General features: G+C 73.3%; 26 protein-coding genes. 21 read left to right on the forward strand and 5 right to left on the reverse strand.

Annotated elements, in window-relative coordinates; all coding sequences use genetic code 11:
* Positions 1-171: 171 nt before the first annotated feature.
* The 4 genes from ACFYOV_RS10330 to ACFYOV_RS10345 are packed head-to-tail and all read left to right on the forward strand — an operon-like array spanning position 172 to position 5213.
* Positions 172-1005: a M55 family metallopeptidase gene (locus ACFYOV_RS10330; RefSeq protein WP_389085298.1), complete on the forward strand. Its 834-nt coding sequence runs from the start codon at positions 172-174 to the stop codon at positions 1003-1005.
* The gene (locus ACFYOV_RS10335; RefSeq protein WP_389085300.1) at positions 998-2302 is read left to right on the forward strand and encodes a M20/M25/M40 family metallo-hydrolase; all 1305 of its coding nucleotides are present in this window, start codon (positions 998-1000) and stop codon (positions 2300-2302) included. Before ACFYOV_RS10330 ends, ACFYOV_RS10335 begins: the two co-directional genes overlap by 8 nt.
* A gap of 5 nt (positions 2303-2307) precedes the next feature.
* A complete protein-coding gene (locus ACFYOV_RS10340; protein WP_389085303.1) occupies positions 2308-4272 on the forward strand; it encodes a prolyl oligopeptidase family serine peptidase in 1965 nt (654 codons plus the stop codon).
* A complete protein-coding gene (locus tag ACFYOV_RS10345) occupies positions 4269-5213 on the forward strand; it encodes an LD-carboxypeptidase (protein ID WP_389085305.1) in 945 nt (314 codons plus the stop codon). The genes ACFYOV_RS10340 and ACFYOV_RS10345 overlap by 4 nt, the downstream gene beginning before the upstream one ends.
* 37 nt (positions 5214-5250) lie before the next feature.
* Here ACFYOV_RS10345 and ACFYOV_RS10350 read toward each other — a convergent pair whose 3' ends face one another.
* Positions 5251-6249 (reverse strand): ArsR/SmtB family transcription factor, encoded by a 999-nt coding sequence (locus ACFYOV_RS10350; protein ID WP_389085308.1) that lies wholly within the window; start codon positions 6247-6249, stop codon positions 5251-5253.
* A 318-nt stretch (positions 6250-6567) separates the two neighbouring features.
* Here ACFYOV_RS10350 and ACFYOV_RS10355 point away from each other — a divergent pair, with 318 nt between their 5' ends.
* The 3 genes from ACFYOV_RS10355 to ACFYOV_RS10365 all read left to right on the forward strand — a co-directional run bounded on the left by ACFYOV_RS10355 (position 6568) and on the right by ACFYOV_RS10365 (position 8812).
* Positions 6568-7029 (forward strand): DUF2690 domain-containing protein, encoded by a 462-nt coding sequence (locus ACFYOV_RS10355; RefSeq protein WP_389085310.1) that lies wholly within the window; start codon positions 6568-6570, stop codon positions 7027-7029.
* A gap of 281 nt (positions 7030-7310) precedes the next feature.
* Entirely contained in the window at positions 7311-7880 is a 570-nt protein-coding gene (locus tag ACFYOV_RS10360) for a GNAT family N-acetyltransferase (protein WP_389085313.1), read from the forward strand.
* A 32-nt stretch (positions 7881-7912) separates the two neighbouring features.
* Entirely contained in the window at positions 7913-8812 is a 900-nt protein-coding gene (locus ACFYOV_RS10365) for an arginase family protein (RefSeq protein WP_389085315.1), read from the forward strand.
* Between the two features lie 15 nt (positions 8813-8827).
* Here the strand turns inward: ACFYOV_RS10365 and ACFYOV_RS10370 are convergent, their stop codons facing one another.
* Entirely contained in the window at positions 8828-9175 is a 348-nt protein-coding gene (locus ACFYOV_RS10370; protein WP_389085317.1) for a VOC family protein, read from the reverse strand.
* A gap of 126 nt (positions 9176-9301) precedes the next feature.
* Between ACFYOV_RS10370 and ACFYOV_RS10375 the strand changes: the two genes are divergently transcribed.
* Positions 9302-9811 carry a phage holin family protein gene (locus tag ACFYOV_RS10375; protein WP_389085320.1) on the forward strand — a complete coding sequence of 170 codons (510 nt, stop codon included), beginning with the start codon at positions 9302-9304 and terminating at the stop codon, positions 9809-9811.
* Positions 9812-9844: 33 nt separating this feature from the next.
* Here the strand turns inward: ACFYOV_RS10375 and ACFYOV_RS10380 are convergent, their stop codons facing one another.
* Positions 9845-10807, reverse strand: a complete 963-nt coding sequence (locus tag ACFYOV_RS10380) for an LLM class F420-dependent oxidoreductase (RefSeq protein ID WP_389085322.1) — start codon at positions 10805-10807, stop codon at positions 9845-9847.
* A gap of 142 nt (positions 10808-10949) precedes the next feature.
* Here ACFYOV_RS10380 and ACFYOV_RS10385 point away from each other — a divergent pair, with 142 nt between their 5' ends.
* From ACFYOV_RS10385 to ACFYOV_RS10445, 13 genes are all read left to right on the forward strand, one after another.
* A complete protein-coding gene (locus ACFYOV_RS10385; protein ID WP_389085325.1) occupies positions 10950-12563 on the forward strand; it encodes an NAD(P)/FAD-dependent oxidoreductase in 1614 nt (537 codons plus the stop codon).
* On the forward strand, positions 12560-14410 hold the full coding sequence (locus ACFYOV_RS10390; protein WP_389085327.1) for a transketolase: 1851 nt from the start codon (positions 12560-12562) through the stop codon (positions 14408-14410). Before ACFYOV_RS10385 ends, ACFYOV_RS10390 begins: the two co-directional genes overlap by 4 nt.
* Positions 14407-15333: a non-homologous end-joining DNA ligase gene (ligD, locus tag ACFYOV_RS10395; RefSeq protein WP_389085329.1), complete on the forward strand. Its 927-nt coding sequence runs from the start codon at positions 14407-14409 to the stop codon at positions 15331-15333. The genes ACFYOV_RS10390 and ligD overlap by 4 nt, the downstream gene beginning before the upstream one ends.
* Before the next feature lie 87 nt (positions 15334-15420).
* The gene (locus tag ACFYOV_RS10400; RefSeq protein WP_389085331.1) at positions 15421-15804 is read left to right on the forward strand and encodes a gas vesicle protein; all 384 of its coding nucleotides are present in this window, start codon (positions 15421-15423) and stop codon (positions 15802-15804) included.
* A 76-nt stretch (positions 15805-15880) separates the two neighbouring features.
* On the forward strand, positions 15881-16315 hold the full coding sequence (locus tag ACFYOV_RS10405; protein WP_389085334.1) for a gas vesicle structural protein GvpA: 435 nt from the start codon (positions 15881-15883) through the stop codon (positions 16313-16315).
* Positions 16312-17085 carry a GvpL/GvpF family gas vesicle protein gene (locus ACFYOV_RS10410; RefSeq protein WP_389085336.1) on the forward strand — a complete coding sequence of 258 codons (774 nt, stop codon included), beginning with the start codon at positions 16312-16314 and terminating at the stop codon, positions 17083-17085. The genes ACFYOV_RS10405 and ACFYOV_RS10410 overlap by 4 nt, the downstream gene beginning before the upstream one ends.
* Before the next feature lie 4 nt (positions 17086-17089).
* The gene (locus ACFYOV_RS10415; protein WP_389085339.1) at positions 17090-17353 is read left to right on the forward strand and encodes a gas vesicle protein GvpG; all 264 of its coding nucleotides are present in this window, start codon (positions 17090-17092) and stop codon (positions 17351-17353) included.
* A complete protein-coding gene (locus tag ACFYOV_RS10420; RefSeq protein ID WP_389085341.1) occupies positions 17350-17979 on the forward strand; it encodes a DNA primase in 630 nt (209 codons plus the stop codon). The genes ACFYOV_RS10415 and ACFYOV_RS10420 overlap by 4 nt, the downstream gene beginning before the upstream one ends.
* Complete coding sequence (locus tag ACFYOV_RS10425) at positions 17976-19226, forward strand: SRPBCC family protein (protein WP_389085344.1); 1251 nt, start codon at positions 17976-17978, stop codon at positions 19224-19226. Before ACFYOV_RS10420 ends, ACFYOV_RS10425 begins: the two co-directional genes overlap by 4 nt.
* Entirely contained in the window at positions 19223-19558 is a 336-nt protein-coding gene (locus ACFYOV_RS10430) for a gas vesicle protein (protein WP_389085346.1), read from the forward strand. The genes ACFYOV_RS10425 and ACFYOV_RS10430 overlap by 4 nt, the downstream gene beginning before the upstream one ends.
* Positions 19555-20322 (forward strand): GvpL/GvpF family gas vesicle protein, encoded by a 768-nt coding sequence (locus tag ACFYOV_RS10435; RefSeq protein WP_389085348.1) that lies wholly within the window; start codon positions 19555-19557, stop codon positions 20320-20322. The genes ACFYOV_RS10430 and ACFYOV_RS10435 overlap by 4 nt, the downstream gene beginning before the upstream one ends.
* Positions 20323-20337: 15 nt before the next feature.
* Positions 20338-20526 (forward strand): gas vesicle protein, encoded by a 189-nt coding sequence (locus tag ACFYOV_RS10440; RefSeq protein ID WP_389085351.1) that lies wholly within the window; start codon positions 20338-20340, stop codon positions 20524-20526.
* Between the two features lie 53 nt (positions 20527-20579).
* Positions 20580-20843: a gas vesicle protein K gene (locus ACFYOV_RS10445; RefSeq protein ID WP_389085650.1), complete on the forward strand. Its 264-nt coding sequence runs from the start codon at positions 20580-20582 to the stop codon at positions 20841-20843.
* A gap of 75 nt (positions 20844-20918) precedes the next feature.
* On the opposite strand, the gene ACFYOV_RS10450 is transcribed toward ACFYOV_RS10445, so the two are convergent.
* Entirely contained in the window at positions 20919-21089 is a 171-nt protein-coding gene (locus ACFYOV_RS10450) for a hydrophobic protein (RefSeq protein WP_260827283.1), read from the reverse strand.
* A 42-nt stretch (positions 21090-21131) separates the two neighbouring features.
* A complete protein-coding gene (locus ACFYOV_RS10455; protein ID WP_389085354.1) occupies positions 21132-21953 on the reverse strand; it encodes a class I SAM-dependent methyltransferase in 822 nt (273 codons plus the stop codon).
* Positions 21954-21976 lie beyond the last annotated feature (23 nt).

Genomic DNA, 21976 nt, shown 5'->3' on the forward strand with positions numbered 1-21976 from the left:
CGCACCGGGTGTCCCGGGCTCCGGTGGTGGCGCAGCGGGTGTCCCGGGCCCGGTGGTGGCGCACGGCGCGGTCACCGGCCGTCCTCGGCGACTCCCGTCCGGCCGTCCCGGTGACGGACGTTTCCGCCGCTCCGTGGCCGCGCACCGCCGCGACGCGTAACGTGACGCCTCATGAAGATCCTCATCAGCGCCGACATGGAGGGCGCCACGGGCGTCACCTGGCCGGCCGACGTGCTGCCGGGGACGCCGCAGTGGGAGCGGTGCCGCTCCCTGTTCACCTCGGACGTCAACGCCGCCGTGCTGGGCTTCTTCGCGGGCGGGGCCGACGAGGTGCTGATCAACGAGGCCCACTGGACGATGCGCAATCTGCTGCTCGAGCAGCTGGACGAGCGGGCTCAGATGCTCACCGGGCGGCACAAGTCGTTGTCCATGGTGGAGGGTGTGCAGCACGGGGACGTGGACGGTGTCGCGTTCGTCGGCTACCACGCGGGCGCCGGCATGGAGGGCGTGCTCGCGCACACCTACCTCGCCAACGCCATCACCGGTGTCTGGCTGAACGACGTGCGGGCCAGCGAGGGGCTGCTGAACGCGCACGTCGCCGCCGAGTACGGTGTGCCGGTCGTCCTGGTCACCGGTGACGACATCGCCTGCGAGGACGCCCTCGGCTACGCACCCGAGGCGCTGAAGGTCGCCGTCAAGGACCATGTGTCGCGGTACGCGGCCGTGTGCCGCACCCCGGTCAGAACGGCCGCGGAGATCCGCGCCGCGGCCCGGGAGGCGGCCGCCCTGGCGGTGCGTCAGGAACCGTCGCACGGTGGGCCGTTCACCCTCGCGGTCGAGTTCGACGCCGAGCACCTGGCGATGGCAGCCACCGTCGTGCCGGGTGTGGACCGGATCGGCGAGCGGAAGGTGGCGTACACGAGCGGGACCATGTACGAGGGGATCCGCACCTTCAAGGCGGTCACCACGATCGCCTCGGCCGCCATGGAGGAGCAGTATGGCTGACGAGCGGGCGCTGGACGAGGTCGTCGCGTTCACCTCGGACCTCATCCGGATCGACACCACCAACCGGGGCGGCGGCGACTGCCGGGAGCGGCCCGCCGCCGAGTACGCCGCGGCGCGGCTCGCCGGGGCGGGGATCGAGCCGGTCCTCCTCGAGCGCACCCCGGGCCGGACCAACGTCGTCGCCCGCATCGAGGGCAGTGATCCGTCGGCCGACGCGCTGCTGCTGCACGGGCATCTGGACGTCGTACCCGCCGAGGCCGCCGACTGGAGCGTGCACCCCTTCTCCGGCGAGGTGCGCGACGGGGTCGTCTGGGGGCGCGGCGCGGTCGACATGAAGAACATGGACGCGATGATCCTGGCCGTGGTCCGCGCCTGGGGGCGCCTGGGCGTGCGCCCCCGGCGGGACATCGTGATCGCCTTCACCGCCGACGAGGAGGCCAGCGCCGAGGACGGCTCCGGATTCCTCGCAGACCGGCACCCCGGCCTGTTCGAGGGCTGCACCGAGGCCGTCGGCGAGTCGGGGGCCTTCACCTTCCACGACGGCGACGGACGGCAGATCTACCCGGTCGCCGCCGGTGAGCGCGGCACCGCCTGGCTCAAGCTCACCGCGCGCGGGCGCGCCGGGCACGGCTCCAAGGTCAACCGGGACAACGCGGTGACCCGCCTGGCCGCCGCGGTCACCCGCATCGGCGAGCACGAGTGGCCGCTGCGGCTGACCCCCACCGTGCGGGCCGCGCTGACCGAACTCGCCGCCCTCTACGGCATCGAGACGGACCTGTCCGACGTGGACGCGCTGCTCGACAAGCTCGGCCCCGCCGCGCGGATCGTCGAGCACACCGTCCGCAACAGCGCCAACCCGACCATGCTGGACGCCGGTTACAAGGTCAACGTGATTCCGGGCGAGGCCGTGGCGTACGTCGACGGACGGTACCTGGCGGGAGCCGAGGACGAGTTCCGCGCCACCCTCGACCGGCTCACCGGGCCGGACGTGGACTGGGAGTTCCAGCACCGCGAGGTCGCCCTCCAGGCGCCCGTGGACTCGCCGACGTACCGGCGGATGCGCGCCGCCGTCGAGGAGTTCGCACCCGAGGGGCACGTGGTGCCGTACTGCATGTCCGGCGGCACCGACGCCAAGCAGTTCTCCCGCCTCGGCATCACCGGCTACGGATTCGCGCCGCTGAAGCTGCCGGAGGGCCTCGACCACCAGGCCCTCTTCCACGGAGTCGACGAGCGCGTCCCGGTCGAGGCGCTCCACTTCGGAGTCCGGGTCCTCGACCGGTTCCTGCGGACGGCCTGAACGACATGGGGGAGACAGTGCGGACCCTGGCGTACGGCGAGTGGCCCTCGCCCATCGACGCGGCGACGGCCGCGGCCCACGACGGCAGCCCCGAGTTCCCCGGCTTCGTCGGGGCGGAGGTGTGGTGGACCGAGCCCCGGCCCGCCGAGGGCGGCCGCCGCGCCCTCGTGCGCCGGCACGCCGACGGAACCGAGGAGACGGTCCTGGCCGCGCCGTGGAACGTGCGCAGCCGGGTCATCGAGTACGGCGGCCGGCCCTGGGCCGGCACGGTGCGCGACGGCGGGCCGCTCGTGGTCTTCGTGAACTTCGCCGACCAGCGCCTGTACCGGTACGAGCCGGGCGACGAGCCGCGCCCGCTCACGCCCGTGTCCCCGGTCGGGCAGGGCCTGCGCTGGGCGGAGCCGGTGCTGCTGCCGGAGCGGGGCGAGGTGTGGTGCGTGCTGGAGGAGTTCACCGGCGCGGGGCCGGGCGACGTGCGCCGCGTCCTGGCCGCCGTACCGCTGGACGGCTCCGCCGCGCGGGACCGGGCGGCCGTTCGGGAACTCACCGGTGAGCGGCATCGGTTCGTCACCGGGCCGAGCCTCTCGCCCGACGGCAGCCGCGCGGCCTGGCTGGCCTGGGACCACCCGCGCATGCCCTGGGACGGCACCGAACTGCTGGTCGCCGAGGTGGCCCCCGACGGCACCCTGCACGGCGCCCGCACCGTCGCGGGCGGCCCCGAGGAGTCCATCGCCCAGGTCGACTGGACCCCCGACGGCCGGCTGCTGTACAGCAGCGACCGCACCGGCTGGTGGAACATCTACCGCGACGGGGAGGCGGTCTGCCCGCGCGAGGAGGAGTTCGGCGGGCCGCTGTGGAAGCTGGGGTGGCGCTGGTTCGCCCCGCTCGACAGCGGGCTGATCGCCGTCGTGCACGGCCGGGGGGCCACAGCGCTCGGCATCCTGGATCCCGAGACCGGCGAGGTCGTGGACGCCGCCGGCCCCTGGACCGAGTTCGCGCCCACGCTCGCGGCGCTCGGCGAGCGGGTCGTCGCCGTCGGCGCCAGCCCGCGCAGCGCCCACGAGGTCGTCGAGCTGGACACCCGCACCGGCCGGGCCCGGGTGATCGGCGCCGAGCACCGGGACGCCGTCGACCCCGCGTACTACCCGGAACCGCAGATCCGCACCTTCACCGGTCCGGACGGCCGCGAGATCCACGCCCACGTGTACCCGCCGCACCACCCCGGCTGCGTCGCTCCCGGCGACCGGCTGCCGCCCTACGTGATCCGGGCACACGGCGGCCCGACCAGCCGGGTGCCGCTGGTGCTCGACCTGGAGATCGCCTACTTCACCTCGCGCGGGATCGGTGTCGCCGAGGTGAACTACGGCGGCTCCACCGGGTACGGGCGCGCCTACCGTGAGCGGCTGCGCGAGCAGTGGGGCGTGGTCGACGTCGAGGACTGTGCCGCCGTCGCCCTGGCCCTCGCCGACGAGGGCACCGCCGACCGGGACCGGCTCGCCGTGTGCGGCGGCAGCGCCGGCGGCTGGACCACGGCCGTCTCCCTCACGACGACCGACGTCTACGCCTGCGGCACGATCCTCTACCCGGTGCTCGACCTCGCCGGCTGGGGCCCGGGGGAGACCCACGACTTCGAGTCGCGGTACCTGGAGAGTCTGATCGGCCCGCGCGCCGAGGTCCCCGTCCGGTACGAGGAACGCTCGCCCACGGCGCACGCCGACCGGCTCACCGTGCCGTTCCTGCTGCTCCAGGGCCTGGACGACGTGATCTGCCCGCCCGCGCAGTGCGAGCGGTTCCTGTCCCGCCTCGCAGGACGGGGGGTGCCGCACGCGTACCTCGCCTTCGAGGGGGAAGGGCACGGCTTCCGGCGTGCCGAGACCGTGGTGCGCGCCCTGGAGGCCGAACTGTCCCTGTACGCGCAGGTGTTCGGGCTGCATCCGCCGAACGTCCCGGCCCTGGAGCTGACCGGGTGACCGGGACCGGCAGCGCCGTCGCGCCCCTGCGGCGGCCGGCCCGGCTGGCGCCCGGCGCCCGGGTCGCCGTCGTCGCGCCCAGCGGGCCGGTGCCCGAGGAACGGCTCCAGGCCGGGCTGGACGTGCTGCGCGGCTGGGACCTCGAACCGGTCGTGGCCCCGCATGTCCTCGACCGGCACGCCGAGTTCGGCTACCTCGCGGGCACGGACGCCGACCGGGCCGCCGACCTCCGGGCGGCGTGGTGCGACCCGGCCGTGGACGCGGTGATCTGCGCGCGGGGCGGCTACGGCGCGCAGCGCATCGCCGACCTGCTGGACTGGACGGCGATGCGGGCCGCCGGGCCGAAGGTCTTCGTCGGCTTCAGTGACATCACCGCCCTGCACGAGGCGTTCGCGATGCGGCTCGGTCTCGTCACGCTGCACGGACCGATGGCTGCGGGCGTCGACTTCGTGAAGAACGCACGGGCGCAGGACCACCTCCGGGCCACCCTCTTCGCCCCGGAGACGGTCACCACCCTCGCCTCCGGCGGCACGGCACTCGTCCCCGGGCGGGCGCGCGGCGTCACGCTCGGCGGCTGCCTCTGCCTGCTCGCCGCCGAGCTCGGCACCCCGCACGCCAGGCCCTCGGCACGCGGCGGGCTGCTCTGCCTGGAGGACGTGGGGGAGGAGACCTACCGGCTCGACCGATACCTCACCCAGCTGCTGCGGGCCGGCTGGCTCGACGGGGTCGGCGGGCTGCTGCTCGGGTCCTGGGCGGCCTGCGAGCCGTACGACGGGGTGCGGGCGATGCTCGCCGACCGGCTCGGCGATCTGGGCGTGCCGGTGGCCGAGCAGTTCGGGTTCGGGCACTGCGACGGGGCACTGACCGTCCCCTTCGGCGTCCCCGCGGAGCTCGACTCGACGGCGGGGACGTTGACCCTGGACGAGCCGGCGTTGCTGTGAGCCACGGGCCGGCCCATGAGTCGGCCCCACGTCCCGCCTACCGGCTCCTGGCCAGCCGGGTCCCCTCCGGCGTACGGCGGTAGAGCACCGTTCGGCCGGACCGGGCACGGCACACGAGACCGGCCCGGTGCAGTACGCCGAGGTGGTACGAAACCGTGGCCGGACTGAGGAAGTGACGTGCGGCCAGCTGGGCCGTGGAGGCCGGCTCCGCCAGCGCGGCGAGCAGCCCGGCCCGGGTGGGGCCGAGCAGCTGGGCCATCTCGGCGGAGGGTGCGGCCGGTGCGATCGCCTCGGCAACGGCCTTGCCCCGCACGGGATAGACGAGCATCGGTGGCCGGTCCCCGGCTCGCGTCGGGTCCACGGCCACGCCCGGCCGCGGAGCGACGAGTGACGGCAGCACGACGACCAGGGGCACGGGCAGTGCGATGCGCAGTCCGCTCTCGACGTGCAGGGTGCCCTCCGCCCACCGGATGTCGGGGTGCAGGGAGTTGAACAGCCGGGCCGCTCCGTGCCGGGCCAGCACGCCCGCGCACCGGTCGACCTCCGCGTCGAGCACGGCCCTGGCGGCCTCCCAGTGCGGCGCGAACGCCAGATCCCAGTAGCGCCGTACCTCGTCCGCCGCCTGTCGGGCCACGTGCGCACCGCCCCGCGCCATGGCCCGCCGCACGGCCGGCGGCAGCTGCGAACCCGGCAGGCCGTTGCACGGCCTCCCGTCGCGCAACGCCTCCAGTTCGGCCAGGACACGCGCGGGAGGGGTGCGCCGGATCCGCTCCACCTCCTCGTCGACGGACGGGGAGGGCCCGACGGGATGCGGGCTGAGGAAGTCGGGCACGTACCCACCGCCCTCCAGGGCCAGTTCGGCCAGCAGCGGCAGCCGGGCCCGGCGCAGCACGCGCCGCGCGCGGGCGACCCACGGATCGGCGTCCGGGGCCGGTCGCAGACCCCAGGGCAGCAGCGTCGCGACGACCTCGTGCAACGGCGAGACGGCGAAGCGGGAACGGGCCAGCCCGGCGGCGTCCACGGTGAGCTCGATCATGACCCTCCCGCTGTCCGGTCCTGCCGCCCGGGCCCGTTCCTTCGAACCTGCTCGAATCGTCGCGCGGACCGTCACGGATGCAGGCCCGGTCCGGCAGGCTGGTGGCCCGCGGTCCGGTGGCCGACGGGGCCGAGAGGGAGCGTACACGCGAGGACCACGAGGGATTCCCGGGGCGTTACGGGGGGCGTCGCCGGGACGCCCGGTACCGCGACGCACGCAACACCTCACGGCCCCGTCCACGAGGCCGCCGCCGCCAGGAGCCGTCCGCCGCGGACGGCTCCTGCACAGGGGAACCATCCGAGAGCAAGGAGAGGCAGCTTGCGCTTCCAGACACGCACCATCACGGTCCTCGCCGCCGCCGCACTGGCGGCCGGTGGACTGACCGCCGCATCGGGCACGCCGGCCGCCGCCGCGGCAACCGGGGGCTGCTACGCGTCGGGCTGTGAGGGGAAGGACCCGTCCCAGTACTGCGCGAGCGACGCGACGACGCCCGTGTCCGGCGTCTGGCTCGGCCAGGCCTACGTGGAACTGCGGTACAGCCCCAGCTGCCGGGCGGCGTGGGCCCGCATCTCGCACGCCGGGTACGACACGCGCGACCAGTTCACGCCGTACGCCACCGTTCACCGGAACAGCGACGGCAAGGAGTACACCTGCTGGGTGCCCCAGGGGGGCAGCGGCTGCTACACGAGGATGGTGAACGACGCGAACGTGTCCTCGTTCGCCAAGGGGATGTGGGACAGCGGAGCCAGGATCTACGAAGGCCGCACGGCGTCGTACTGACGCGGCCGCCGGCCCGCCGCCCCGGGGGTGGATCGGGCCACCGCCGTCCAGGACGGATCCAGGTTCCACCAGGTGTTCGCGCGCGGCAACGGCCTGGGGCTCGTCGTCCGCCGACCGGATGCGCACCGCCGCGCTGAGGACCACTGCGACGGCTCTGCCCCGGGCCGTCGCAGTGGTTCGCGGAGCCGGCACCCGGCGCGGCTCCCGCCGTTCCCGCGGCGCCACGGCCGTACCGAGGCCACGGGCGGTGCGCCGGGCCGGGCCGTCGTAGGCTGGGCAGGGTGCCGCACCCCGCATCCGACTACCTCGCCGAAGGTCCCCGCGTGGGGATACGCCACTTCACCCGCGCGGACGGCGCCGAGTTCACCGCCCGCGCCCGGGAGAGCAAGGACCTGCACCACCCGTGGCTGTTCCCGCCCGACAGCGCCGGGGCGTACGCCGCCTACGCGGGGCGGCTGATCGACGATCCGGCCAAGGCCGGATTCCTGGTGTGCGAGAAGGCCGCCGACGGCGCCGTCGCCGGCTTCATCAACATCAACAACATCGTCCGGGGCGGCTTCCAGAACGGCGCGCTCGGCTACGGCGCCTTCGCGCACGCCGCCGGGCGGGGGCTGATGCGCGAGGGGCTGGACCTCGTCGTGCGATACGCATTCGGCCCGATGGGGCTGCACCGGCTGGAGATCAACGTCCAGCCCGGCAACGCCGCCTCCATCGCCCTGGCCCGCGCCTGCGGATTCCGCCTGGAGGGTTTCTCGCCGAAGATGCTCTTCATCGACGGGGCCTGGCGCGACCACCAACGCTGGGCGATCACAGGGGAGATGGTGACACCCGGCCGCCCACAAAGTCGTTGAACGTCGAACACCCGTCGGCGAGGATGATCCGCATGCGGAGAATCGTCGTGGTGGACGCCCCCTCCAACCTGGGCCTGCGTCCGCCTGCACGCGGTACCGTGCCCGGCTGCCACAAGCTCGCCGGCGCACTGCGCGACCAGCGGATCGTGCAACGACTCGGGGCCGCGGAGGGTGGTGTGGTGGTGGCGCCCCGGTACGACCGGGGCGACTGGCGGGAGGGCGACGGGGTCTTCAACGCGGCGGCGCTGGCCGCCTACACCCGTCGGTTGGCCGACCGCGTCGAACACCACGTGCGCGCCGGAGACCTGCCCGTCGTCCTGGGCGGCGACTGCTCCGTCCAGCTCGGCGCCTCGCTCGCGCTGCGCCGCGTCGGCCGGTACGGCCTGGCCGCGGTGGACGCCTCCCCGGACTTCCGGCACCCCGGCAACAGCGACGCCGTCGGCGCGGCCGGCGGCGAGGAGGTCGCGCTGGCCACCGGGCGTGGGCAGGAGGACCTGACCGACCTGGAGGGCCTGAGGCCCTATCTGCGCGACGAGGACGTGCGGTTCCTCGGCGTCCGCGACTACTTCGAGGAGGAGCGCGCCGAACTCGCCGCGCTGAGGATCCCCGCCGTCACCGTCGGCGACCTGCGCGCCTGGGGCGCCGACGCGCTCGCCCGCGCCACCGCCCAGTCCTTCGCCGCCCCAGGGCTCGACGGCTTCTGGGTGCACCTGGACGCCGACGTCCTCGACCCGTCGGTCATGCCCGCCGTGGACAGCCCCGACCCGGACGGCCTCGAACCGGACGAACTCGTCGAGCTGCTGCGCCCGTTGCTCGCCTCCCCGCAGTGCGCCGGCCTCACCGTCACCATCTACGACCCCGACCTCGACCCGGACGCGACGGCGGGCGCGCTGCTGGCGGACACGGTGGTGTCCGCGTTCGCGCCCGCCTGAACCGGGCGCCCGGCCTCAGGCGCGGCGGTCCACGTACTCGTAGACCGCTCCGTCAGGATGCCGTGCGATGAGGTTGCGGCCCACCGGCGTGGGGACGGGGCCCGCGACGACCTCGGCGCCCGACTCGGTCAGCACGCGGTGGGCCTCCTCCACGTCCTTCACCGCGATCGTCGCCGCAACCTTGCGCAGCACGTCCAGCTCGGCCGGAGGTCCGCTCATCAGTAGGAAGCAGCCCACCGCCGCCACCTGGACGCCGCCGCGTTCGAACCGGAGGGCGCTGCCGCCCGCCAGCCGCTCGTAGAAGGGGATCGCGGTCTCGATGTCGTCGACGCAGACGCGCAGCGTGGCACCCAGAATCTCCATGGGGACGAGCCTAGTTGGGGAGACCGAGGCACGGGGGCGCCCCGGACGGTCTGCACACCGCGCACGCAGGGGTGCCACGCGACTCCCACCCGTTACGCGCCCCGGGCGCCGGGTACCCGTGGGCCCATGCAGCGCTTGGAGCACTTGGAGCACCTGGACAGGCACCTGGTCGACGAACTGGCGCAGGTGGCGCGCGAGACCGTGCGCGACGAACTGCGGGAGCAGACCCGCAAGCAGCGCCGCAAGGCCGCCCTGTACGGCGCGTCCGGCGCCGCCGCCCTCTACGCGGGAGCGGCCCTCGCGCTGGCCGTGGGCCTCGCCCTCGCCCCGGTCCTGCCGGACTGGGCCGCCGCGCTGGTCACCGCCGTGATCCTGGCCGTCGTCGCCTACGCACTGCGCGCCGCGGCACGCCCCGGTGCGTCCCGGTCACCGGCCGGACAGACCCCCGCCGTTCCCGCCCCGCCGGCCGACACCGCCGCGGGCGCCCCCGTCCCCCCGGCCGTACCGTCGTCCTCCGCCCCGCACCCGCCGGTGCCGCCCGCCCCGGCGGGACCGCCCACGGTCGGCACCCCCGGCCCGGGCGTGGTGCCGCCCCGCCCGGGCCGCGACCCCGAGGTCCTGCACCACCGGGAGTGACGGAGCGCCCCGCGCGGGCACCGCCGGCCGTGGTCACTGACCCTGCTGGAGCTGCGGCAGCACCTTCGTGCGGTAGAAGTCGAAGAAACCGCGCAGGTCGGGACCGATCTGGTTGACGTAGATCCGGTCGAACCCGGCCTCGGCGAACGCGCGCAGCTCCGCCACGTGCTCGTCCGCGTCGTCGCCGCAGACCCGGCCGTCGCTCACCATCTCCTCGGTGACCAGCGACTGCGCCTGCTCGAAGTGCTTCGGCGAGGGCAGCACCTGGCCCAGCTCACCGGGCAGCAGCTCGTTGGCCCACAGCCGGTGCACGGTGCGCACGCACTCCTCCCGGTCGGTGCCGTAGCAGACCTTCGTGCCGCCGCTGACCGGCTTGCCGCCGCCCCCGCCCTTGCGGTACTGCTCGACCATCGAGGCGTCCGGCATCATCGTGATGTATCCGTCGCCCACTCGTGCCGCGAGTTTGGTCGCCGCGGGCCCGAAGCCGGAGATGTCGATCGGGATCGGCCCGTCCGGGACCGTGTACAGCCGGGCGTTCTCGACGGTGTAGTGCGTGCCGTGGTGGTTGACCTCCTCGCCGGTGAACAGCCGGCGCATCACCTGGATGGCCTCCTCCAGCTTCTCCAGCCGCACGTGCGCGGGCGGCCAGGGGTCGCCGAGGATGTGCTCGTTGAGTGCCTCGCCCGTGCCCACCCCCAGCCGGAACCGTCCCCGCGTCATCACCGCGCTCGTGGCCGCGGCCTGGGCGACCACCGCCGGGTGCATCCGCACCGTCGGGCAGGTCACGGCCGTGCCCACGGGCACGGAGACCGCCTCCGACAGCGCCCCGATCACCGACCAGACGAACGGGCTCTGGCCCTGCGCGTCGCTCCACGGGTGGTAGTGGTCCGAGATCCACAGCGCCTGGAACCCGGCCTGTTCGGCCATGCGCGCCTGCTCGATCAGCTCGGCCGGACCGTACTGCTCGCACGAGAGGAAATAGCCGTACTCGGGCATGGGGAATGCCTTCCGCGACGTGGGCGGTTCGGTTCCGGGCCGGGTACCCGGGGGCCGGTGCGGCAACCGGCGGACGTTTGGCGGCCCCGCCCAGGGGGACGCGGAAGGCTCCCGAGGTACGCGACAGCCCCGGAGGCGAACCGTGAGTCGACCCCGCACAGTCATCGTCGGTGCCGGCTTCGCCGGGTACCGCACGGCCCAGACCCTGTCCCGGCTGGCCCGGGGACGGGCCGACATCACCCTGCTCAACCCCACCGACTACTTCCTGTACCTGCCCCTGCTGCCCCAGGTCGCCGCCGGCATCCTGGAGCCGCGCCGGGTCACGGTCTCCCTCTCGGGCACCCTGCCGGACGTACGGCTGGTGCTGGGCGAGGCCGACCGCATCGACCTCGACGGACGCACCGTGCACTACTCCGGCCCCGAGGGCGACGGCGGCAGCCTGACCTACGACCGGCTGGTGCTGGCCGCGGGCAGCGTCAACAAGCTGCTGCCGATCCCCGGCGTGGCCGAGCACGCGCACGGCTTCCGCGGCCTGCCCGAGGCGCTCTACCTGCGCGACCACGTGACCCGGCAGGTGGAACTCGCCGCGTCCGCCGAGGACCCCAAGAGCTGCGCGGCCCGGTGCACCTTCGTGGTGGTCGGCGCCGGCTACACCGGCACGGAAGTCGCCGCGAACGGGCAGCTGTTCACCGACGCCCAGGTCAGCAGGCATCCCCTGCGCACGGGCATGAGCCCCCGCTGGATGCTGCTCGACATCGCCGACCGGGTGCTGCCCGAACTGGACGAACGGCTCTCGCGCACCGCCGACAAGGTGCTGCGGGAGCGGGGCGTGGACGTGCGGATGGGCACGTCGGTCAAGGAGGCCACCCACGAAGGGGTGCTGCTGACCGACGGTGAGTTCGTCGAGACCCGCACGCTGGTGTGGTGCGTGGGCGTACGCCCCGACCCGCTCGCCGAGTCCCTCGGCCTGCCCATGGAACGCGGGCGGCTGCTCGTCGACCCGCACCTGCAAGTCCCCGGCCGCCCCGAGGTGTTCGCCTGCGGTGACGCGGCGGCGGTGCCGGACCTGGAGAAGCCCGGCCAGTACACGCCGATGACCGCGCAGCACGCCTGGCGGCAGGGCAGGGTCTGCGCGCACAACGTCGCCGCGTCGTTCGGTGACGGGGAGCGGCGGGCCTACCGGCACAAGGACAAGGGCTTCGTGGTGGACCTGGGCGGCGTCAAGGCCGCCGCCAACCCGTTCGGCGTGCCCCTGTCCGGGGTGGTGGCGGGAGCCGTGACCCGGGGCTACCACCTCGCGGCGATGCCGGGCAACCGGGTCCGGGTGGCCGCCGACTGGCTCCTCGACGCCGTACTGCCGCGGCAGGCCGTGCAGTTGGGGCTCGTACGGTCCTGGTCCGTGCCGCTGGACACGTCGTCGCCCGAGCTGGCCCGGGTGCCGGGCGGGCCGCGGTCGGCCGAGGGGGCGCCGGGGGCCAGTCCCACGGGCCAAGGCACGCCCGGCGCCGCTGCGTCCGGCGGCGGACCGGCGGAGGGCCGTCCGGGGGGCGAGCCTGCGAAGAACCAGCCCGGTGGAGAGCCGGCGAAGAACCAGCCCGGTGGAGAGCCGGCGAAGAACCAGCCCGGCGGGGAGCCTGCGAAGAACCAGCCCGCGCCGCAGCCGCCGCCCGACCAGCCTCCCCCCGGCCCCCACACCGCCCCCGGCCCCGTCAGGCGCACCGACACCTCCGACGACTCCGCCCAGGGAGACTCATGAACACCGGTGAACTCGTCGAGCTCGGACAGCAGTTGCGAGTGGACAGCGTCCGCGCCGCAGCCGCCGCGGGCTCCGGGCACCCGACGTCCTCGATGTCCGCCGCGGACCTGATGGCCGTCCTGCTCGCCGGGCACTTCCGCTACGACTTCGACCACCCCGACCACCCGGGCAACGACCGCTTCGTCCTGTCCAAGGGCCACGCCTCGCCCCTGATGTACGCCGCGTACAAGGCGGCCGGCGCCATCGACGACGAGGAACTGCGGACCTTCCGCAAGCTCGGCAGCCGCCTCGAGGGCCACCCGACCCCGCGCCGGCTGCCGTGGGTCGAGACGGCCACCGGCTCACTCGGCCAGGGGCTGCCGGTCGGCGTCGGCATCGCGCTGGCCGGGAGGCGGCTGGAGCACACCGACTACCGGGTGTGGGTGCTGTGCGGGGACAGCGAACTGGCCGAGGGATCGGTCTGGGAGGCCGCCGAGCACGCGGCGTACGAGCACCTGGACAACCTCATCGCGATCGTGGACGTCAACCGGCTCGGCCAGCGCGGTCCCACCCGGCACGGCCACGACCTCGACGCCTATGCCCGCCGCTTCCAGGCCTTCGGCTGGCACACCGTCGAGATCGACGGACACGACGTGGACGCCGTCGACCGCGCCTACGGCGAGGCCGCCTCCACCAAGGGCCAGCCCACCGCGATCCTCGCCCGCACCCTCAAGGGCAAGGGGGTCGAGGCGACCGAGGACCGCGAGGGCCTGCACGGCAAGCCGCTGAAGGACGCCGACGAGGCGATCGCCGAACTCGGTGGCCCCCGCGACCTGCGGATCACGGTCCGGCAGCCGCCCGCCGCCACGGCGCCGCCCGCCGCCGGGCGCCCCGGGCGCGTCGAACTGCCCCGCTGGGACAGGGGCGAGGAGGTGGCCACCCGCAACGCCTTCGGCGAGGCGCTGGCCGCCCTCGGCACCGCGCGCGGCGACGTGGTGGCCCTGGACGGGGAGGTCGGCGACTCCACCCGCGCCGAGTTCTTCGCCAAGCAGCACCCCGAGCGCTACTTCGAGTGCTACATCGCCGAACAGCAGATGGTCGCCACCGCGGTCGGCATGGCCGCGCGCGGCCGGGTGCCCTACGCATCCACCTTCGCGGCCTTCCTCACCCGCGCGTACGACTTCATCCGCATGGCGTCGATCAGCGGCTCCGGCATCAACCTCGTCGGCTCGCACGCGGGCGTCGCGATCGGGCAGGACGGGCCCAGCCAGATGGGCCTGGAGGACCTGGCGATGATGCGGGCGGTGCACGGCTCGACCGTGCTGTACCCGTGCGACGCCAACCAGACCGCGCGGCTGGTCGCCGCCATGGCCGGCCTGGAGGGCATCCGCTACCTGCGCACCTCCCGCGGCGAGAGCCCGGTGCTCTACGGGCCCGACGAGGAGTTCCCGGTCGGCGGCAGCAAGGTGCTGCGCTCCTCCGACCGGGACCGGCTGACCCTCGTCGCGGCGGGCGTCACGGTCCCCGAGGCGCTGGCCGCCGCGGACGCTCTGGCGGGTGAGGGCATCGCGGCACGGGTGATCGATCTGTACTCGGTCAAGCCCGTCGACCGGGAGACACTGCGCACGGCTGCCGAGGAGACCGGCTGCCTGGTGACCGTGGAGGACCACCACCCGGAGGGCGGCCTCGGGGACGCGGTGCTCGACGCCTTCGCCGACGGGCATCCCGTGCCGCGCCTGGTGCGGCTGGCGGTGCGCGACATGCCGGGCTCCGCCTCCCCGGAGGAGCAGTTGCACGCCGCCGGCATCGACGCGGAGTCCATCGCGGTGGCCGGGCGGCTGCTGGTGGAGGAGGCGATCGTGCCGTGAGCGACGACGGCGCGCGGAGGGTGCGCGCGGGCCGCCGCACGCTGGTGATCCACCGGCCGGACAAGACGCTCTTCCCCGGTGGCGACTACGTGAAGGAGTACTCCAAGGCCGACCTCGTCGACTACCACCGGGCCGTCGCGCCGTTCATGCTGCCGCACCTGCGGGGCCGCCCGCTGATGCTGGACCGGCGCCCGGACGGCATCGACGGCCCCGCCTTCATGCAGAAGAACACCCCGGGGACCTACCCGGACTGGATCACCCGCGTCGAGGTCGCCAAGGAGGGCGGCACCGTCGAGCACACCGTGTGCGACGACACCGCCACCCTCCTCCACCTCGTCGACCAGGCGGCCATCACCCTGCACCGCTGGCTCTCCCGGGCGGGCGACATCGACCGGCCCGACCGCCTGGTCTTCGACCTCGACCCCTCCGGAGGCGGCTTCGACACCGTGCGGGAGGCGGCCCGGCTGCTGGGCGAGCTGCTGGACGAGCTGCGCCTGCCGTCCGCACCGATGACCACCGGCTCCCGGGGCCTGCACGTGGTCGTACCGCTGAACGGCGCCCACGACTTCGACGACGTGCGCGCCTTCGCCCGGGAGGTCGCCGACACCCTCGCCGACGCGCATCCCGACCGTGTCACCACCGCCGCCCGCAAGAAGGACCGCGGCGACCGGCTCTACCTGGACGTGCAGCGCAACGCGTACGCCCAGACGGCGGTCGCGCCCTACACCGTCCGCGCCCTGCCCGGCGCCCCCGTGGCCACCCCCATCTCGTGGGACCAGCTGGACGATCCCGGGCTGCACGCCCGTCGCTGGACCGTCGCCGACGCCGTGGAGCAGGCTCGCACCGACCCCTGGGAGGGACTGCCGCCCCGGGGCCGCGCGCTCGGACCGGCCCGTCGACGGCTGGCGGCACTGCGCGGCTGACCAGGCACGCAGCGCGTACCGGGGAGATGGGCGGCCCGCCGGAGGTTTGGCGAACAGCCTTGCGGCCACACGGAGGAGGAGGTGGCCATGACGAACACGAAAGACACTCGACAGTCACAGGATTCACAGGAACCCCAGGACTCTCACGAAGAGCCCGGAAACACCGACAGCGCGCCCCGCACCCCGAAGCGGAAGAGCCGGCCGAGTCCGATGGAGGTGCTGCGCCAGGCGCGCGGGCAGCTCGCGGAACTCACCGGGATGGAGGCCGAGTCCGTGTCGTCCTTCGAGCAGACGGAGGAGGGCTGGTCGCTGGAGATCGAGGTACTCGAGCTCGAGCGGGTGCCCGACACGATGAGCCTGATGGCGAGCTACCAGGTCGAGCTGGACCCCGAGGGACAGCTCACCGGGTACCGGCGCGTCCGCCGCTACGAACGCGGACGGTCCGACGCGCGCAGGTCCGGCGGTCGCTAGGGCGCCCGACCCGAGCAGCGCGCCCGTCAGGGGCAAGGCCAGAGACAAAGCCAGACACAAAGGAGGAACAGCCGGCATGACAGTCGTTCCGGCACAGCAGTCCGGCGGCGGAGGCGGCAGCAGCGGCCTCTACGACGTGCTCGAGCTCGTTCTGGACAGGGGGCTCGTCATCGACGCATTCGTGCGCGTGTCCCTGGTCGGGATCGAGATCCTCAAGATCGACGTCCGCGTCGTGGTGGCCAGCGTGGACACCTACCTCCGGTTCGCGGAGGCGTGCAACCGACTCGACCTGGAGGCGGGGCCCCGCAAGAGCCCCGGCCTGCCCGAGATCGTCGGCGAGGTCAGCGAGTCCGGGGCCCGCGGCAAGTCCAAGGGCGCTCTGTCCGGCGCCGCCGAGACCATCTCGGACGCTTTCAAGCAGGCGCGTGAGGGCGGCTCGGACCGCGAGGCGGAGTCCCGTCCGCGGCCCCGCAAGAGCACGGCCGCCCGCAGGAAGGAGGAGCAGGAGTGAGCACCTACGTCTACGGCATCACGGCGAGTTCGCACCCGTCCCTTCCCGAGGACATGGGCGGCGTCGGCGACCCGCCGCACCCCGTCCGCGTCCTGCGCGCCGGCGAGCTGGCGGCCGTCGTCAGTGACGCCCCCGAGGGGCTGCGCCCGAAGCGCAGGGAACTGCTCGCCCACCAGAACGTACTGAGCGAGATCGGCGCGGCCGGCTGCGTGCTGCCCATGCGCTTCGGCAGTGTCGCCCCGGACGACGACGCCGTCACCGGCGTCCTCACCGAGCGCGCCGAGCACTACCAGGAGCGCCTGCGGGCCCTGGACGGCCGGGTCGAGTACAACATCAAGGCCAACCATATCGAGGAAGCCGTGCTGCACCACGTGATGGCCGGCAACCCCGAGATCCGTTCCCTCGCGGAGGCCAACCGGCAGGCCGGAGGGGGCAGTTACGACGACAAGATCCGCCTCGGCGAGATGGTCGCCGGCGCGGTCAAGGCCAAGGAGGCCGAGGACGGCGCCGCCCTGCAACGGGCCCTGGAGCCGAGCGCCGACGCGGTGAGCGTGGGCCCCGAGTCCACGGGGTGGCTGGCCAACGTCTCCTTCCTGGTGAAGCGGGACACCGCCGAGGACTTCCTGGCCGCCGTGGAGCAGGTCCGCAAGGACATGCCCCACCTCGAGGTGCGGCTCAACGGTCCGCTGCCGCCGTACAGCTTCGTGGAACCCGGACCGGCCGAGCCGGCGGAGATCACGGCGACCGGGGCGGACGCCGGAGCGGGGTGACGACATGGGCCTGATCTCGGAGGTGCTGCTGCTGCCGTTCGCCCCGGTGCGCGGCAGCGCCTGGGTCATTCAGCAGGTGGTGCACGAGGCGGAACGGATCTACTACGACCCCTCCACCATCCGGGCCGAACTGGCCCGGCTCGAGGAGCAGCTGGAGGCCGGAGAGATCACAGAGGAGGAGTTCGACGAGCGGGAGGACGAACTCCTCGACCGGTTGGAGACGGCAACGCGCGGGAGCGCGGCGACAGGCGACGGGACGGCGCGATGAACCGGATGGGACTCGGTCTGGCCATAGGGGCCGGATATCTCCTCGGACGGACGAGGAAACTGAAGATGGCCATGGCCGTCGGCGGCATGGTGGCAGGCAAGAAGCTGAACATCAGCCCGAAGATGGTGGCGGACCTGGTGTCCCAGCAGCTGCGTAACAACCCGCAGTTCAAGGAGATCGGCGACCAGCTGCGCGGCGATCTGCGCGGCGTCGGCAAGGCCGCCTCCGGCGCCCTGGTCGAGCGGCAGCTCGATTCGCTCGCCGACCGCCTGCACGGCCGCACCACCGCGATGCGCGACCAGCTGAACGGCGTGGTGCGCGGCGGCCGGGACGAGGGTGACCAGGACACCGAAGAGCCCGAGGAGCGTGAGGAGGCCGACCGGGAGCCGCAGGGCGGGCCGGACGAGGACGAGCGGGAGGAGTCCCGCAAGCCGGCGGCGAAGAAGACGCCGCCGAAGGAGGCCGCCGCGGGCCTCGCGCGGAAGGCGACCTCCGCGAAGAAGCCGCCGGCCAAGAAGGCCGCGGGCCGCAAGCCCGCGGCGAAGCGGACCGCGGCAGGGAAGTCGGCCGGGTCCCGGGACGGCGGCAGCCGTTCGCGTTCGTCGAAGGGAGGCGGTGAGTCATGACCGAGACCCTGGGCTCGGCGACCGGCGCAGCGCGCGGAGGCGCGAAGCAGGCGACCGACGCCGCGACGAAGAACCCGCTCACCGACGTCGTCCACAGCGAGGCCGCCGACCGCCTCAAGGCCGAGCTGCAGGACTACCTCGCGGCCCAGGCCACCCGCATGCTGACCGGTGTGGGACGCAAGCTGGGCGAGACCACCAACAAGCTCAACGACATCGCCGAGGGCAAGAGCCCCGGGTTCGCCAAGCTCGCCCTCGACGGCGGCCGCAAGATCGCCGAGGGCAAGAGCCCCCTGCGCACGGCCGTGGAGCTCGGCGCCTCGCGCGCCAAGGACAACGTGGTGGGCGCCCTCAAGAACATCGGCGGCGGCGGCAAGGGCAAGCGCAAGCGCTCGGCGGGCAAGAAGCCCACCGTCATCCTCGAGCACATCGACGTCGGCGTCCCGCTGCGCACCGCGTACGACCAGTGGACGCAGTACCAGGACTTCAGCACGTTCGCCAAGGGCGTCAAGAGCGCCAACAAGGGCGACGAGACCACCTCGGACTGGCAGCTGAAGGTCTTCTGGTCCAACCGCAGCTGGAAGGCGAAGACCACCGAGCAGGTCCCCGACGACCGCATCGCCTGGGCCTCCGAGGGCGCCAAGGGCACGACCAGGGGCGTCGTCTCCTTCCACCGCCTGGCCGACAACCTCACGCGGGTCCTGATGGTCATCGAGTACTACCCCGTGGGCCTCTTCGAGAAGACCGGCAACATCTGGCGCGCCCAGGGGCGCCGGGCCCGGCTCGACCTGAAGAACTTCGCCCGCTTCATCACCATCAAGGGCGAGGCGGAGGACAGCTGGCGCGGCGAGATCCGCGACGGCGAGGTCGTCCGCAGCCACGAGGACGCCGTGGCGGAGGAAGAGGAGGAGAAGGACAAGGAGAAGGACGAGGGCGCCCAGGGGGAGCACGAGGAGGAGGAAACGGAGGAGGAGCGGCCGGAGGACGAGGAGTCAGGGGACGAGGCCGGTCCGCAGGACGAGTACGACGAGGAGTCCGAGGACGAGACAGGCCCCGAGGACGAGTACGACGAGGAGTCCGAGGACGAGACAGGCCCCGAGGACGAGTACGACGAGGAGTCCGAGGAAGAGGGCGAGTACGAGGACGAGGAGCCGGCCGAGGGCGAGTACGAGGAGGAAGAGGACGAGCCGGAGTACGAGGACGAGTCCGATGCCGAGGAAGAGTACGCCGAGCGCGGGAGCCGCCGATGACGACCCCGAGCCGCCTCCCCGACCCCTACGGGCACGGCAGCGGCGCCAACCTCGCCGACATCCTCGAGCGGGTGCTGGACAAGGGCGTGGTGATCGCGGGCGACATCCGCATCAACCTGCTCGACATCGAACTGCTCACCATCAAGCTGCGGCTCATCGTGGCCTCCGTCGACAAGGCGAAGGAGATGGGCATCGACTGGTGGGAGAGCGACCCGGCCCTGTCGTCACGCGCCCGCAGGGACGAGCTGGCCAGGGAGAACGCGGAACTGCGTGAGCGGCTGGCGCGGCTGGAGGAACTGGAGACCGGCCGCGCCCGGGAGGAGGCTCCGTGACCGGACTGCGGTACGTCTACGCGGTCTGCCGTCCGTTCGGCACGCCGTTGCAGGCGCAGCTGACGGGGGTGGCGGGTGATCCGCCCCGGCTGCTGACCCACCACGGCCTGGTGGCCGTGGTGAGCCATGTGCCGGAGGCGGACTTCGCCGAGGAACCGCTGCGGGCCCACCTGGAGGACCTGGACTGGCTGACCTCCGTCGCCCGCGCCCATCAGGGGGTCATCGACGCGCTGACCACCGTGACGACGCCGCTGCCGCTGCGGCTCGGCACGGTGTTCCGGGACGACAGCGGCGTCCGCACGATGATCGAGTCGCGCGAGGAGGGCTTCCGGCACACCCTGGACCGGTTGGCGGGCCGGGTGGAGTGGGGCGTCAAGGTCTACGTGGAGGCGGAGCCCGCGGCGGCCGGCGCCGCGCCCGCCGCGCCCGCGCCGAAGCCCGCCTCGGGCCGGGACTATCTGAGGCAGCGGCGCAGCCGGACGAAATCGCACGAGGAACTGTGGCAGAAGGCGGAGGCCTTCGCGACCCGTCTGCACGAGACGCTGTCGGCCGTTGCCGAGGACTCCCGGCTGCACGCGCCGCAGAATCCGGCGCTTTCCGGTGCCGCGGGCCGCAATGTGCTCAATGCCGCCTATCTCGTGCCGCGCACGGCGTCGGAGCAATTCGTGGAGCGGGTGGACCGCACCAAGGACGACATCCCAGGAATACGCGTCGAACTCACGGGCCCCTGGGCCGCCTATTCGTTCGCCGGGGAGGAGACATGAGGGTGGGGAGGGAATGTGACCGTCGTCGAACGCCGTGAGATCGCCCTGGTGGATCTCCTCGACCGGCTGCTGGCCGGCGGAGTGGTGATCACGGGCGACATCACGCTGCGCATCGCGGACGTCGACCTGGTGCGCATCGACCTCAACGCGCTCATCAGCTCGGTGAACGAGAACGTACCGTCACCCTTCGAGGAGCTGCGTTGACCACCGACCCGCGGGAATGCCGTGTCGAGCCGCACCGGGGCCGGCGCAGCCATATGGACCTGGAACCCGACACGGTGGAGCGCGATCTGATCAAGCTGGTGCTGACCGTTGTGGAACTGCTCCGCCAGCTCATGGAGCGGCAGGCGCTGCGCCGGGTCGACGAGGGCGACCTCTCCGAGGAGCAGGAGGAGCGGATCGGGCTGACCCTGATGCTCCTGGAGGAACGGATGACGGAACTGCGGGAGCGCTACGGACTGCGGCCCGAGGACCTGAATCTGGACCTCGGGCCGCTGGGACCACTGCTTCCCCGGGAGTGAAGGAAGCTTCCCCGGGAAATGGCCGGGGAAATTCCCGGGGACCGGATGTCACCGGCCCCGGGTTTTTCCTTCACCTCACCACCTGTACCAACGGCCCCTGCCCCCGCCCGCCGTCGTGCTGCGCATGAAGAACCCCAGGAGCCACACCACCAGAACCGCCAGAGCGATCCACCACAGTACTTCCACTGCAAAGCCGGCACCGAAAAGGATCAGAGCCAGAAGCAGGACGAGCAGAATGGGAACCATAATGTCAACCTCCTGCTTCTCTCATTGCCCGAAAAGGGTGTTTCAGGCTTCCTTGCGGCAGAGAATCTCTCCGTGCAGCACGCTGAACCAGCCGTCCTCCCGGCAGCCCCATTCCCGCCAGGCCCCGGCCGCCGCCGCCAGTTGCTCCACGGTGGCGTGCCCGCCCCGGGTGGCCCGCTCGGCGTAGTCCGAGGCCACGGTGCGGTCCGCCCACAGCCCGCTCCACCACTCCCGCTCGGCCGTGGTCGAGAAGGTCCAGGCGGTGGACGTGGCGGTGACCTCGGCGAGCCCGGCCGCCAGCGCCCAGGACCTCAGCCGTCGCCCGGCGTCCGGCTCACCCCCGTGGGCCCGGGCCACCCGCCGGTACAGCTCCAGCCAGTCGTCCAGCCCCGGCACCTCCGGGAACCAGGTCATCGCCGCGTAGTCGGCGTCCCGGACGGCGACGATCCCGCTGGGCCGGGCCACCCGCTTCATCTCCCGCAGTGCCTGCACCGGGTCGCCCACGTGCTGGAGCACCTGATGGGCGTGCACGACGTCGAACGTGTCGTTGGGGAAGTCCAGCCCGTGCACGTCCCCCACGGCGAACTCCACGGTGCGAAGTCCCCGCTCCGCGGCGGCGGCCCGGGCCTTGTCCAGGACCCCCGCCTCCATGTCGATCCCCGTCACCCGCCCGTCCGGCACCAGTTCGGCGAGGTCGGCCGTGATCGTGCCGGGGCCGCAGCCGATGTCCAGGACGCACATGTGCGGCTCCAGGGCGCCGAGGAGGTAACCGGCCGAGTTGGCGGCCGTCCGCCATGTGTGCGATCGCAGCACCGACTCGTGGTGCCCGTGCGTGTAGACGGCGGTCTCCTGCGCTTTCGGCATGGCGGGGCCACCCCTTCTCGTCT

It is taken from the genome of Streptomyces sp. NPDC005931 (genome assembly GCF_042871235.1).
Classification (GTDB): Bacteria; Actinomycetota; Actinomycetes; order Streptomycetales; family Streptomycetaceae; genus Streptomyces.

Excerpts from the sequence above, each read along its gene's own strand:
- ACFYOV_RS10330 (WP_389085298.1), top strand. The coding sequence starts at position 172 with ATGAAGATCCTCATCAGCGCCGACATGGAGGGCGCCACGGGCGTCACC.
- ACFYOV_RS10335 (WP_389085300.1), top strand. The coding sequence starts at position 998 with ATGGCTGACGAGCGGGCGCTGGACGAGGTCGTCGCGTTCACCTCGGAC.
- ACFYOV_RS10340 (WP_389085303.1), top strand. The coding sequence starts at position 2,308 with ATGGGGGAGACAGTGCGGACCCTGGCGTACGGCGAGTGGCCCTCGCCC.
- ACFYOV_RS10350 (WP_389085308.1), bottom strand. The coding sequence starts at position 6,249 with ATGATCGAGCTCACCGTGGACGCCGCCGGGCTGGCCCGTTCCCGCTTC.
- ACFYOV_RS10365 (WP_389085315.1), top strand. The coding sequence starts at position 7,913 with ATGCGGAGAATCGTCGTGGTGGACGCCCCCTCCAACCTGGGCCTGCGT.
- ACFYOV_RS10370 (WP_389085317.1), bottom strand. The coding sequence starts at position 9,175 with ATGGAGATTCTGGGTGCCACGCTGCGCGTCTGCGTCGACGACATCGAG.
- ACFYOV_RS10375 (WP_389085320.1), top strand. The coding sequence starts at position 9,302 with ATGCAGCGCTTGGAGCACTTGGAGCACCTGGACAGGCACCTGGTCGAC.
- ACFYOV_RS10380 (WP_389085322.1), bottom strand. The coding sequence starts at position 10,807 with ATGCCCGAGTACGGCTATTTCCTCTCGTGCGAGCAGTACGGTCCGGCC.
- ACFYOV_RS10390 (WP_389085327.1), top strand. The coding sequence starts at position 12,560 with ATGAACACCGGTGAACTCGTCGAGCTCGGACAGCAGTTGCGAGTGGAC.
- ACFYOV_RS10400 (WP_389085331.1), top strand. The coding sequence starts at position 15,421 with ATGACGAACACGAAAGACACTCGACAGTCACAGGATTCACAGGAACCC.
- ACFYOV_RS10405 (WP_389085334.1), top strand. The coding sequence starts at position 15,881 with ATGACAGTCGTTCCGGCACAGCAGTCCGGCGGCGGAGGCGGCAGCAGC.
- ACFYOV_RS10415 (WP_389085339.1), top strand. The coding sequence starts at position 17,090 with ATGGGCCTGATCTCGGAGGTGCTGCTGCTGCCGTTCGCCCCGGTGCGC.
- ACFYOV_RS10420 (WP_389085341.1), top strand. The coding sequence starts at position 17,350 with ATGAACCGGATGGGACTCGGTCTGGCCATAGGGGCCGGATATCTCCTC.
- ACFYOV_RS10425 (WP_389085344.1), top strand. The coding sequence starts at position 17,976 with ATGACCGAGACCCTGGGCTCGGCGACCGGCGCAGCGCGCGGAGGCGCG.
- ACFYOV_RS10430 (WP_389085346.1), top strand. The coding sequence starts at position 19,223 with ATGACGACCCCGAGCCGCCTCCCCGACCCCTACGGGCACGGCAGCGGC.
- ACFYOV_RS10445 (WP_389085650.1), top strand. The coding sequence starts at position 20,580 with ATGGACCTGGAACCCGACACGGTGGAGCGCGATCTGATCAAGCTGGTG.
- ACFYOV_RS10450 (WP_260827283.1), bottom strand. The coding sequence starts at position 21,089 with ATGGTTCCCATTCTGCTCGTCCTGCTTCTGGCTCTGATCCTTTTCGGT.
- ACFYOV_RS10455 (WP_389085354.1), bottom strand. The coding sequence starts at position 21,953 with ATGCCGAAAGCGCAGGAGACCGCCGTCTACACGCACGGGCACCACGAG.